The sequence below is a fragment of the Micromonospora reichwaldensis genome (assembly GCF_031845925.1).
GTDB classification, from domain to species: Bacteria; Actinomycetota; Actinomycetes; order Mycobacteriales; family Micromonosporaceae; genus Micromonospora; species Micromonospora reichwaldensis.
This window is the reverse complement of the sequence record NZ_JAVRFL010000001.1, coordinates 101,467-113,810: the sequence shown is the minus strand read 5'-3', so window position 1 is coordinate 113,810 and position 12,344 is coordinate 101,467. Positions and strand designations below refer to the sequence as shown.

Annotated in this window: 12 protein-coding genes; all 12 read right to left on the bottom strand. The window is 71.7% G+C overall.

From position 1 onward, the window contains the following. Nucleotides 1-53: 53 nt before the first annotated feature. Complete coding sequence (locus RM555_RS00535) at nt 54-845, bottom strand: glycerophosphodiester phosphodiesterase (protein ID WP_311409892.1); 792 nt, start codon at nt 843-845, stop codon at nt 54-56. Nucleotides 846-855: 10 nt separating this feature from the next. After that, nucleotides 856-1,191 carry a rhodanese-like domain-containing protein gene (locus RM555_RS00530; RefSeq protein ID WP_132240515.1) on the bottom strand — a complete coding sequence of 112 codons (336 nt, stop codon included), beginning with the start codon at nt 1,189-1,191 and terminating at the stop codon, nt 856-858. A 53-nt stretch (nt 1,192-1,244) separates the two neighbouring features. Then, nucleotides 1,245-2,192, bottom strand: a complete 948-nt coding sequence (locus RM555_RS00525; RefSeq protein WP_449560135.1) for an LCP family protein — start codon at nt 2,190-2,192, stop codon at nt 1,245-1,247. 213 nt (nt 2,193-2,405) lie between these two features. Further along, on the bottom strand, nt 2,406-3,620 hold the full coding sequence (locus RM555_RS00520; protein WP_132240516.1) for an LCP family protein: 1,215 nt from the start codon (nt 3,618-3,620) through the stop codon (nt 2,406-2,408). Between the two features lie 232 nt (nt 3,621-3,852). Further along, on the bottom strand, nt 3,853-5,082 hold the full coding sequence (locus tag RM555_RS00515; protein WP_311409891.1) for an LCP family protein: 1,230 nt from the start codon (nt 5,080-5,082) through the stop codon (nt 3,853-3,855). Nucleotides 5,083-5,157: 75 nt separating this feature from the next. Continuing rightward, entirely contained in the window at nt 5,158-6,135 is a 978-nt protein-coding gene (locus RM555_RS00510) for a UDP-glucuronic acid decarboxylase family protein (protein ID WP_311409890.1), read from the bottom strand. Nucleotides 6,136-6,239: 104 nt separating this feature from the next. Continuing rightward, nucleotides 6,240-7,913, bottom strand: coding sequence for a solute symporter family protein (locus tag RM555_RS00505; RefSeq protein WP_311409889.1), 1,674 nt, complete (start codon nt 7,911-7,913; stop codon nt 6,240-6,242). Continuing rightward, on the bottom strand, nt 7,891-8,262 hold the full coding sequence (locus tag RM555_RS00500; protein WP_311409888.1) for a DUF485 domain-containing protein: 372 nt from the start codon (nt 8,260-8,262) through the stop codon (nt 7,891-7,893). The genes RM555_RS00505 and RM555_RS00500 overlap by 23 nt, the downstream gene beginning before the upstream one ends. Nucleotides 8,263-8,462: 200 nt before the next feature. Next, a complete protein-coding gene (locus tag RM555_RS00495; RefSeq protein WP_396888655.1) occupies nt 8,463-9,068 on the bottom strand; it encodes a flavin reductase family protein in 606 nt (201 codons plus the stop codon). 133 nt (nt 9,069-9,201) lie between these two features. Beyond that, nucleotides 9,202-9,696 (bottom strand): SRPBCC family protein, encoded by a 495-nt coding sequence (locus tag RM555_RS00490; protein WP_311409887.1) that lies wholly within the window; start codon nt 9,694-9,696, stop codon nt 9,202-9,204. Between the two features lie 49 nt (nt 9,697-9,745). Further along, nucleotides 9,746-11,446 carry an ABC transporter permease gene (locus tag RM555_RS00485; protein WP_311409886.1) on the bottom strand — a complete coding sequence of 567 codons (1,701 nt, stop codon included), beginning with the start codon at nt 11,444-11,446 and terminating at the stop codon, nt 9,746-9,748. After that, a complete protein-coding gene (locus RM555_RS00480; protein WP_311409885.1) occupies nt 11,431-12,195 on the bottom strand; it encodes an ABC transporter ATP-binding protein in 765 nt (254 codons plus the stop codon). Before RM555_RS00480 ends, RM555_RS00485 begins: the two co-directional genes overlap by 16 nt. Between the last annotated feature and the right edge of the window lie 149 nt (nt 12,196-12,344).

Here is a 12,344-nt window from a genome sequence, read left to right as displayed (position 1 = left end):
GTCAGTCCGGGGACACCCCTGCCCGACCGGGCCTCCGCGCGCTGCCACCCCGGTCAGCGGCCCAGGCTGGCCAGCGTGTGCGCCGGCCGGTCGGTGATGATGCCGTCCACCCCGGCGGCCAGGACGAGGTCCAGGTCCGCCGGCTCGTTCACGGTCCACACGAAGACCTGGTTGCCCCCCGCCCGCAGGGCGGGCACCAACTGCGGGCGGGCGCGCACCAGGGCGACGCCGGGGCCGGCGATCCGGGTGCCGAACGGCAGCCGCCCCGGCCGCACCCAGCGCGGCAGCACATCCAGCAGCAGCACCGTGGGTAGCGCGGGGGCCAGACCCCGGACCCGGCGTACGGCCAGCGGCGAGAACGACATGACGGTGACCCGTACCGGATCGTCCGGTTTCGGCTCGGTCAGGCCGTACCGGCGCAGCATCGCGACGAGCCGGCGCTCGACGTTCCCGCCGTGGCGGGAGGGGTGCTTGGTCTCCACCAGCAGCCGCACCGGCCTGCCTGCGGCCAGCACCGCGTCCAGCAGCCGCTCCAGGGTCAGCAGCCGCGTGCGCGACTCGTCCAGCACCTCGTCGCCGTCGGCGGGCGCGCAGCCGGGGTGCCAGGAGCCGAAGTCCAGCGCCTCCAGCTCCGCGAGGGTACGGGCGCTGACCAGTCCCTGGCCGTTGCTGGTGCGGTCGAGCCGGCGGTCGTGCACGCAGACCAGGTGGCCGTCCCGGGTCAGCCGGACGTCGCACTCCAGCCCGTCAGCGCCCTCGTCGAGGGCCCGCAGGTAGGCCGCGAGGGTGTGCTCGGGCAGGTCGTGGGAGGCACCGCGGTGCGCGAAGACGAGAGGGGCGTCCATCCCGATCGTCCTAGAGGACCCGGCCCGGCTGCCCGTCCTCGCGGACCACTCCTCGCCCGGCGGCGGCCCACTCGCCCATCCCGCCCTCGACGTTGCGCACCTGGTCCCAGCCGTTGCGCATCAGGTAGGCGACGACCTGCGCGGAGCGCCCGCCGGAGCGGCAGATGACGGCGACGTCGCGGTCGGTCGGCACCTCCGCGATCCGGGCCGGCAGCTCCATCATCGGCAGGTGGTGCGCGCCGGGGGCGTGGCCGGCGTTCCACTCGTCGTCCTCCCGGACGTCGAGCAGGTACGCGTCATCGGCGATCTCGGTCACGGTCACGGTGGGAACCTGGGATCCGAACACGGGCCAAGCCTAGATCCTCGCCCGGACGGCCGGTGGCGGGCCGCCCCCGGGCGTCACAGCCGGGTGACCCACCGCGGGTTGGCCCGCGCCCAGTCCGGCACGCGGGTGCCGCGTACCGCCTCGAAGAGGCCGTTCCCGCCGTTGTCGAGCACCACGTACGACACCTGGTCGATGGTCTGGGGGTGGGAGGGGACCTGCACGCCGCGCAGCGCGTCCGCCGGCAGGTCGCGCAGCGCGAGGACCAGGTCCTCCAGCCGTACGCCGTTGGTGTCCACGGTCAACGAGCCGCCCACGGCGCGGATCACCTGGTCCAGCTTGACCGGGTTGGTCCGCAGCGACGTCTCGCTCGTGCGCTCCAGCACCGCCCGGAGCAGTTGCTGCTGGTGGGTCTGCCGGTCGTAGTCGCCGCCCGGCAGGTCGTAGCGCTGGCGGACGTAGTCCAGCGCCTGGCCGCCGTCCATCTGCTGGCAGCCGGGCGCGAAGACGCGGTCGGTGTGGATCGAGCGGACCTCGGTGTCCACGCACATGCGTACGCCGCCGAGCAGGTCGATGACCTTGCGGAAGCCGGAGAAGTCGATCAGGGCAGCGCCGTCGAAGCGGATGCCGGTCAACCGGGACAGGGTGGCCGAGAGCAGGCGGGTGCCCGGCTGGCCGCCGCCGCCGTGCTCGTACGCCGCATTGATCTTGTCCTGGCCGCCGCCGTAGCCGTTGCCGGCGGGGATGGCCACGAGCAGGTCCCGGGGGACGGAGACCAGGTACGCCTCGCGCCCGCCGGCGGGGACGTGCACGATGAGGATGGTGTCCGAGCGTCGGTCCGCCGCGCTGCCGCTCTGCCAGCGGTCGGTCCCCACCAGCAGGTAGTTCAGCGGCCCGTCGGGGTCGGTGCGCTCCCGGCGGGCGGTGGGGTCGAGCAGTTGTTCCCGGACGACGCTGCGGTCGTACCGGTCGCTCAGCGCCTCCAGTCCCGCCACGGCGAGCCCGGCCAGCAGCACCAGGGCCACGCCCAGGCCGAGCAGCAGCCGGGGCCAGCGGACGCGGGGCGGCCGGGCGGGCCGGGTGTCGGTCCCGGACCGGCCCCGACCGTCGCCCGTCGATCTGGACGTGACGCCTCCCCGCGACCCGTACGTGAATCCCTCTCACGTCAGGCTACGGGTCGACCACGGCGGTCCGGGCCGCTTCGCCGACATCGCCCGGCGAACCGTTCCGGGCCGGCGCTACTCGCGGCTGGAGACCACCTCGGGGTTGGCGAAGACGAATTCGGCCAGCTTGTCCTGTTTCACCGCGCGGAACATGTCCATCGTCTGGGCGCTGAGCGTCTCGCGGGTGCCGTCGCTGTGGAAGGTGCCGCCGTTCGTCTTCAGCATCACGAGGTCGTTGCCGGTCACCCCGCGCATGGTGAAGACGAAGTCGGGGACCGGCACGCCGGCGGTGTCGAGGATGAATGCCTTGCCGGCGGCGTCGATCAGCTTGTTCAGCTTGATCGGGTTGGTCAGCGTCCCGTCCTGGGTGGCCTTCTTCGCCATCGCCTTGATCAGCTGCTGCTGGTTCTGCTGCCGGTCGTAGTCGCCGTTCTTGAGACTCTTGCGCTGCCGGGAGTAGTCCAGCGCCGCCCAGCCCTCCATCTCGCGGCAGCCCTTCTTGTGCACCACGGGCGTCCGCTGCTTGCCGGTCTTCTTCGCGTCCGCGTTCCACATCGGCTTGCCGTCCACGTACGACATGTGGATCGACTCGACCTCCTGCTTGACGCAGATGCGCACCGTGCCGAGAGCCTCGATGACGTTCTTGAATCCGCCGAAGTTGATGATGGCCGCGCCGTCGAAGCTGATCCCGGTCATCTTCTTGATCGTCTGCGCCATCAGCTGGGCACCGCCCTCCCAGCCGCCGCCGTTGCGGGCGCCGGCCTGGAACGCCGCGTTGATCTTGTCGGTGCCGCCCGAGTAGCCGCTCTTCTTGAACGCCGGGATCTGGGCCTCGGTGTCCCGGGGGATCGAGATCAGGTACGCCTGGTCGTGCGTCGCCGGGATGTGCAGCACGATGATGCTGTCCGCCCGCACGTCGTCGGCGGCCCACCGCTCCCGGGCGTCCACACCGAGCAGCAGCATGTCGATCGGGCCGTCCAGGCTGGCGCCACCCTCGGCGTCGGTCTTGCCGGCGTCACCGAGGAGGTTGCGCTGGGCGATGTTGCCGGTGGCGCTGCTGATCAGCGCCTTGCTGCCGACGATGGCCGCACCGCTGGCGACCATCAGCACGGCGCCGAAGATCAGGGTGAGTCGGGCCCAGAGCGGGTCCTTGCGGCGCGACCGCTTCTTCGCGGACCCGCCACCGGGCTTGCCGCCCTTGACGGGCTGCTTCGGGATGCTCGTGGAGGCCCGGACCGGGCCACGGGGGGACTCCAGCGCCGGAGGGCGACGGCTGGTCTGAACCGGCATGCGTGCTCCAGCTCGCGTTTGTCAGGGGGCGGGATCACTTTACGGACGCTTTCCCGTCCTGGCGAGGTCGTCCGACCGTCAAATGCCGTTCGTACGGCCGTCATCCAGGAGAACTGACCGAACGGACAGATCGATACGGCTGGTCGGCGGTTGGCTCACAGGAAGCGGCCGGCCGGCCCTCCGAATCGTGATGACGTTGGTCGATCACGGGAGGGCCGGCCGGCGGAGCTGATCAGTTTCCGGTGCCGTCCTTCTTCTTCTGGTTGGCCTCGACCCAGGCCGTCATGGTGTCGGCCGACATCGCCTTGTACATGGTCAGCGCCTTCTCCTTGTCCGACACCACCACCGACTCCCCGCCGATGGTCTGGCTGCCGACGTGCGGGCTGGTCACGAAGGTGAGGTTCTCGCCGCGCAGGTTGCGGAACTGGACTCCCATGTCGACCAGCGAGAAGCTCTGGTCGACGGTGACCGCGGCGGTGACCGACTTGAGGAAGTCGTTCAGCTTCTTCGGATTGGTCAGCGTGCCCGTGCTCGCCGCCTTGTCCATCAGGGCGCGGAGGAACTCCTGCTGGTGCCGCATCCGGGCGAAGTCGCCGTCCGGGAACTGCTTGCGCTGCCGGATCCAGTCCAGCGCCTCGGCGCCGTCCATGTGGTTGGTGCCCTTGGTGAACGTCCGGTACGGCTTGTGGATCGAGGTGACGGTCCGCTCGACCTTCAGGTCGACGCCGCCGAGGGCGTCGGTGACCTGCTTGAAGCCGGCGAAGTCGATCGCCATCACGTGGTCGAGCCGCACGTCGGTGAAGCACTCCACCGTCCGGACGGCCAGCGGCAGCCCGCCGAAGGCGAAGGCGGCGTTGATCTTCCCCCGCTGCCCGCTGCCGCAGTCGGCGTTGGCGCCCTCCGGGATCGGCACGTAGAGGTCACGGGGGATGGAGACCAGATAGGCCTTCTGGTGGTCCGACGGGATGTGCATCACGATGATCGTGTCGGCCCGCCACTTGCTGGACTTGTCCACCGGGGCGTCCGGATCCCGGGAGTCGCTGCCCACCAGCAGGATGTTCAGGGCACCGTCCACCGCCTTGGCCGGGCGGCCCCCCGTGATCTCCGAGAACGGGTCGGTGCGGGCCAGGTCGTCGTCGAGGCCGCGGGCGTAGAACCAGGCGCCCACCCCGCCGAGCAGCGCGAGCACCAGCACGGCCACGCCGGCCACCAGGGCGATCCGGCCCCAGCGGGGGCGGACGCCGCCCCGGCCCGGCCGGTCCGGTCCGGTCGGTCCGGCCGGTCCGCCCGGCCCCGCGGGACCGCCCGGGCCGCCGGCCCGTGGCTCGTCCGCTGCCGGGGACCAGCGGGCCTCGGCCGGCCGGGCGCGGCCGGCGTCCCGGTCGGGGCCGGGCACCGAGGCGCGCCCGGCGCTGCGGTGCAGGTGCGGGAGTGGAACTCCGGCGGGCATGGTCGCTGACATGTAACTCAGGGTACGTACGCGTAGCCACTGTCGCCCTGTGGCGCCGCCGACGTGTGCGCCGGCGGCGGGCGTTCGCTAGACCATCCGCTCGCGGAAGTACTCGATCGTGCGGCGGAGGCCGTCCTCGGGCGCCACGGTCGGCTCGTATCCGAGCAGCTCGCGGGCGAGGGTCAGGTCCGGGCGGCGCATCTCCGGGTCGTCGGCGCTGCGGGTGATGTAGGTCACCTCGGAGCTGCTCCCGGTGAGCGACACGATCGTCTCGGCCAGCTGCCGCATGCTCATCTCGTGCTCGGTGCCGCAGTTGATCGGCCCCGTCTCGCGGGAGTCGAGGAGCAGCAGGATGCCGTGCACCAGGTCGGACACGTAGCAGATCGAACGGGTCTGGTTGCCGGTGCCGTGCACGGTGATCGGCTCGCCGCGCAGCGCCTGCGAGATGAAGGTCGGGATGGCCCGGCCGTCGTCCGGGCGCATCCGCGGGCCGTACGTGTTGAAGATCCGGACGATGGCCGTGTCGAGCCCCCGGCTCCGGTGGTAGGCCATGGTGGCCGCCTCGGAGAAGCGCTTCGCCTCGTCGTAGACGCTGCGGATGCCGATCGGGTTGACGTTGCCCCAGTACGACTCGGGCTGCGGGTGCTCCTTCGGGTCCCCGTACGCCTCGGAGGTGGAGGCCATCAGGAAGCGGGCGCCGTCGGCGACCGCGCGCTCCAGCAGGTGCAGGGTGGCCACCGAGCCGACGCGGAGGATCTCCACCGGCAGCTTCTCGAAGTCGGTCGGGCTCGCCGGCGAGGCCATGTGCAGGATGGCGTCGAACCGCTCGGCCATCGCCGGGTGGTGGGTCGGCAGGCCGTCGGAGATGTCGGCCTCGACCAGGGTGAAGTTCGGCTCGTCCAGCAGGTGGGCGACGTTCTCCTTCGACCCGGTGATGAAGTTGTCGAGCGCGACCACGGTGCAGCCGCGAGCGATCAGGGAGTCCACCAGGTGCGACGGTACGAAGCCGGCGCCGCCCGTGACGAGGATGCGGTGACCGGGTCCGAAGCGGGCAACAGCGTTCATGCCGGTCAGCCTACCCACTGCCCCGGACCGCCCTGCCGCAAGGAAGGGTCCCTTGTTATCGCCCAGGCGATAACAAGGGACCCTTCCTTGCATCTGTCGGGTCGTCAGTGGGCGCCGGCGCCGGTGACGGAACGCACCTCCAGCTCCGCGTACTTCTCCTCGTCGTGCTCCTTGGAGATCACGGTGCCGATCCACCCGCACAGGAAACCGAACGGGATGGACAGGATGCCCGGGTTGGACAGCGGGAACCACTGCCAGTCGTGCTCCGGGAACATCGAGGTGGACGCGCCCGACACCACCGGCGAGAAGAACACCAGCAGTACGGCGGAGAGCAGGCCGCCGTAGATGGCCCACACCGCGCCCGAGGTGTTGAACCGCCGCCAGAACAGGCTGTAGAGGATCGCCGGCAGGTTGCCGGAGGCGGCCACCGCGAACGCCAACGCCACCAGGAAGGCCACGTTCAGGTTCTGCGCGTAGATCGACAGCACGATCGAGATCGCGCCGATCACCAGGGCGGAGACCCGGGCGACCCTGACCTCCTGCCGCTCGGACGCCTTACCGTCCTTGATCACGTTGGCGTAGAAGTCGTGCGCCAGGCTGGACGAGGAGGCCAGCGTCAGGCCGGCCACCACGGCCAGGATCGTGGCGAAGGCGACCGCCGCGATGACCGCGAGCAGGGTCGCCCCGCCGAGATCGCCGCCGAGGAATTCGATGCCGAGCGCCTCGGCGAGCTGCGGCGCGGCCGTGTTGCCGGCCTTGTCCTGCGCGGTGATCGCCTCGCTGCCGACCAGCGCCGCCGCGCCGAAGCCGAGGGCCAGGGTGAGCAGGTAGAAGGTGCCGATGATGCCGATCGCCCAGAGCACGCTCTTGCGGGCCGTCTTCGCCGTCGGGACGGTGTAGAAGCGGATCAGGATGTGCGGCAGGCCGGCGGTGCCGAGCACCAGCGCGATGCCGAGCGACAGCAGGTCCATCTTGTTGTAGAAGGTCTGCGTCGCGTCGCCGGCCACCTCGACCCCGTAGCGCAACCCCGGTCCGAGGAGCGCGTCGCCCTTGCCGGAGGAGGCCGCGGCGGCGCCGAGCAGCTCCGACAGGTTGAAGTTGTACTTCGCCAGCACCAGCACCGTCATGATCGTCGCGCCGCCCATCAGCAGGAACGCCTTGACGATCTGCACGTAGGTGGTGCCCTTCATGCCGCCCACCGTGACGTAGACGATCATGAGCGCGCCGACCATGATGATGGTGGCGACCTTGGCGGTGTCGGCGTCCATGCCGAGGAACGTCGTACCCGGCTTGATGCCGAGCAGCAGGGCGACCAGCGCGCCCGCGCCGACCATCTGCGCCAGCAGGTAGAAGATCGACACCGTGATGGTGGAGACGGCGGCGGCGGTCCGCACCGGGCGCTGGCGCATCCGGAAGGCCAGCACGTCGGCCATCGTGTACCGGCCGGAGTTGCGCAGCAGCTCCGCGACCAGCAGCAGCGCCACCAGCCAGGCGACCAGGAAGCCGATGGAGTAGAGGAAGCCGTCGTAGCCGTAGAGGGCGATCATGCCGGCGATGCCGAGGAACGAGGCGGCCGACATGTAGTCCCCGCCGATGGCCATGCCGTTCTGGAAACCGGAGAAGGACCGGCCGCCGGCGTAGAAGTCGGTGGCGGTCTTGGTCTGCCGGCTGGCCCAGATGGTGATGGCCAGGGTCACCGCCACGAAGACCAGGAAGAGCGTGATGGTGAGGTTGCGGGCGGTGGTGCTGCCCGCCTCAGCCGCGAGGACCGTGTTCATTGCCCACCTCCCCCATCTCGGCGCGGATCCGGTCGGCGACCGGGTCGATCTTCCGGTCGGCGAACCGGGAGTAGAGCCAGGCGATGAAGAAGGTCGAGACGAACTGGAGCAGGCCGAAGACGAGGGCGATGTTGATGTTGCTGCCGAAGAGCTTCGTGCCCATGAAGTCCCGCGCGTACGCGGACAGGATGACGTAGAGCGCGTACCACAGGAAGAACGCGACGGTCATCGGGAAGATGAAGCCGCGCAGCGTGCGCCGCAACCCGGCGAACTCGTCCGACCGCTGCACGGCCAGGTACCGGTCCGCCGCCGAGGTCGACGGCGTGGACGCGGGTGTGTCCGTGGACATTCGTGGATCACCACCTTCACAGGCGTGGGGAGTTTCGCGCACGGTAGAAAGCGCGCTCCCCGCCACGGAAGGGTGAGATCGACGCCGGTCGGCGGCTGCGCCGAACGGCACGGTGGCTGCGCCGAGTGACGCAGCTCACTCCGTTCACCGGTAGTGGGTGTGGCCCGGACGGTCGCCGTCGACGCCACCGGTGACGGTCGTCAGGTCAGCTCGCGGTAGCGGCCCCGGTAGTGCAGCAGCGGGTCCGCCTCCCCGGTCAGCTCGACGGCCTCGATGGTGGCCTCCACCAGCAGGCCCCAGCCGTACTCGCGGGCGGAGTCGAGCCGGCACCCCGCCCAGCCGCCCGCGTCGGCCGGCACCGGGCCGTAGGGGGTGTCGGTCCAGGCGCCGGTGGCGAACAGGCCGCCGGGGGACGGGAAGAGGCCCGCGAACCGGTCGGCGAGCTGCCGGTGCGCCGGGCCGAGCGGGGCCACCGCGAAGCGGCCGGCGGACTCGGCCGCCGCCCACAGGTCGGACTCCGGGTCGACCAGGCCGAGCAGCCGGTCCGGCTCACCCTCCGCGACCAGCGTGGAGGAGACCGTCAGGCCCGCCGGCTCGGGCGCCGTCCAGAGCGTCACCGGCGACGCCAGCCGACCCCGCAACCGGCGTACGGGTGAGCGTTGGTCGGCGGGCACGGCGAACGGGTCGATGTGGTGGATCTCGGCGCCCGGCTCATGATTCACGTGAAACATTGTGCGGCCTGCCCCGCCCCGGTGGGCCCGGATGTGACGCTCAGCAGCATGTCCTCGAAGGCCTCGCTGCCGAATCGCGCCGCCACTATGTGCACCGGTGAACACCGGCCCCACGGGCAGTCGGTTGAGATATTGGACGTTCTGCGCCCTTCCAGGGGCCGTTCTCTGCCAAGATCGATCTCGGCGGGTGCGCGTACCGCTGGAGGGATCAGTCGTCGGCGGCCAGTGACCGGCGGGCGGCGGCCAGCACCTCCGGGTCCGTGCAGCCGGCGGCGTACCCGGCGATCCGGCGGCGGATGTCGCGGCCGAGCAGCCAGGAGCCGATCCGGTCCGCGACCGGGCGGAGGAACGCGGGCCGGCAGCGGAAGCTGTACCGCCAGGTGGCGATGGCGTGGCCGGGCTCCGGAGCCGGTGCGAACCGCCAGCCGCCGGCGAACATCTCGAAGAACCACGGCCCGCGCACCATCTTCATCCCGACGTGGCTCGGCGGCGCCCAGGAGACGTACTCGCTCACCATCGCCAGGCCGTGCCGGGACCGGGTGAAGGTCCGCACCCCCTTGCCGGGCCGGGTCGCCCCGTCGGTGAAGTGCTGCTCGCGCACGAACGGGTCCCACCGGTAGCGCACGGGCGCGGTGGTCTGGGAGACCGCGAAGGCCAGCTCGGGCGGGACCGGCACGGTGATCACCGCTTCGACGACGGGCATCAGGCCATTGTGCCGCCGACCGGCAACCACCGCGTCCGGGCGTACGCCGTCAGCGCCTGGGCGTCACCGTGGCGAGCAGTTCCGGCATCCGGCGGTCCAGCACGTCGCCGGCCAGGTACGCGCCGAGCAGCGCCGCCCCTAGGCCGTACGCGGCCCCGAGCGGCAGGGCCAGCCAGAGCCACACGTCGCCGAGCAGCCCGGCGGCCACCACCATCGGCACCGCCGCCACCGCGGTGGCGAGCATCGCCAGCAGGGTGAGGAAGCTCTTCGCGATCCCGGCACCGGTGTTCAGCGCGAACGGGTTGCTCGTCTCCGGCAGCGAGTACGCCCCGAGCACCGAGACGAAGCAGTTCACCGCCAGCCCCGCGCCGTACGTGCCGAACAGCGTGCCCGCCATCAGCCCGATCCAGCCGGGCTCGCCGATGACCACCGCGACGACCACGGAGATCACCGCCAGCATCGGCAGGACGTAGAGCGAGAACGCGGCCATCCGGGCGCGCAGCTCCTGCTGGCCGGAGACGCCCGCGACCACGTTCGCCGCGTACGCGCTGCCGTCGAAGCCGAACTGGTTGGCCAGGGTGACGGCGGCGAGCAGCCCGACGAAGAGCATCGACAGGCTGGACAGCACCGGGGACGGGTCGGAGCTGGCTGTGAACCCCTCCGCGCCGTCGATCGTGAAGCCCGAGCCGCCCAGGTTGACCATGACCGGCACGAAGAGACCGACGACCGCGACGGTGATCAGGTTGGCCCGGCGTCGGGCGTCCCGCCACCAGTAGCGGGCCTCCCGCGCGACGAGGGCGCCGAACCGGTCCCGCCCGGCCCAGCCGAGGGCCCTCGGGAAGAGCTGGGCGACCGCCTCGCCGGTCGTACCACGCTGGGGGCGGGCCGGCCCGGCACTGGCCGCGCCCACCATCGCGGACTCGAGCGAGCGGGACCACCAGGCCAGCAGCGCGACGATCGTCGCCGCCGTGATCAGCAGCTTTACCGGTGCGGCCCAGACGCGGCCCTCGGCCACGTCGATGCCGGCCGTCCAGGGAGCGCCGAACGGGGTCCAGGCGACCACCTCGGCCACCCCCTGGAGGCGGTCCCAGTCGGCGTCGGAGAGGGCGGCGATGCCCAGGAGCTGCAACGGCCCGAGCAGCGCGGCGAGTACGGCGAGCAGCACGGCGGCCAGGTCGCGGACCCGGCGGGACCGCAGCGCGGTGGCGAAGGCGCTGGTCACCGCGCGGGCCGCGGCGACGCAGAGCAGCAGCCCGGCTACCACCCCGACGAAGGCGACCGCGGCGGCCGACCAGCCACCCAGCGCCCCGGCGGTGACCACCAGCCCGCACAGGGCGAGCAGCACCGAGATCGTGGGGACGCTGACGAAGGCGGCGGCGAAGAGCCCGGTGACGAGTGTGCGGCGGGGCAGCGGCAGCAGCGCGAACCTCGCCGGGTCCAGCGTCTCGTCCACCCCGAAGAAGACCAGCGGCAGCAGCAGCCAGCCGAGCACCGTCAGGCCGCCGCCGAAGGCGGCCACCATCAGCGCGTAGCGGCTCTCGTCGGCGAGGCCGGGCGCGGCGAAGAGGAAGAAGCCGGTGCCGGCGAACCAGAGCCCGAGCACCGCGCCGCCCACGAAGAGGGCGACCCGCCAGCCCTGACCCCGGAAGTTGTTGCCCATCACCCGCAGCTTGAGCCGGACGAAGTGCCGGGCGGAGACCCGCCGGGCGGGCTGGGCGGAGACGGTCGGTCCGGTCACTGCGACAGCCACGCCAACTCCTCGCCGGTCGCCGTACGGCCGCCGACCACCTCGACGAAGACCTGCTCCAGCGAGCGGCCGCCGCGCACCTCGTCGATGGGACCGACCCGCTTGATGGTGCCGGCCGCCAGGATCGCCACGTGCGAGCAGAGCCGCTCGACGACCTCCATCACGTGGCTGGAGAAGACGACGGTGCCGCCCCCGGTCACGTACCGGTGCAGGATGTCCCGGATCAGCGCGGCCGAGACCGGGTCGACCGCCTCGAACGGTTCGTCCAGCACCAGCAGCCGAGGCCCGTGCAGCAGCGCGCAGGCCAGGCCGATCTTCTTCTTCATGCCCGCCGAGTAGTCGACCACCAGGGTCCGGCCGGCGTCGCCGAGCGCGAGCACGTCCAGCAGCTCCGCCGCCCGCTGGTCGACCACCGCCGGGTCCATCCCCCGCAGCAGACCGTGGTACGCGAGCAGCTCCGCGCCGCTGAGCCGGTCGAAGAGCCGTACGCCGTCGGGCATCACGCCGAGCAGCTGCTTCGCCCGTACCGGGTCGGCCCAGACGTCGTGACCGAGCACCCGGGCACCGCCGGCGTCCGGCCGGAGCAGCCCGACCGCCATCGACAGGGTGGTGGTCTTCCCCGCGCCGTTCGGCCCGAGCAGGCCGTAGAAGGAACCGGCCGGCACGTCGAGGTCGACACCGGCGACGGCGACCTTGCCGTCGAAGTGTTTCGCCAGGCCACGCAGGGAGAGCGCCGGGTGCTCAGCAGTCATGCGTCGACCGTATCCGGCTCCGACCAGCGGCTGCTCCGGCCGCAGGATGATCCCCGGTCATCCCCGAGTCGTACCCGCCGGCGCCGCTGAACGCCCGGCCCGCCTGTTAGGAAGGGCCCCTTCCTCTACCGCAGGCGTTAACAGGGGGC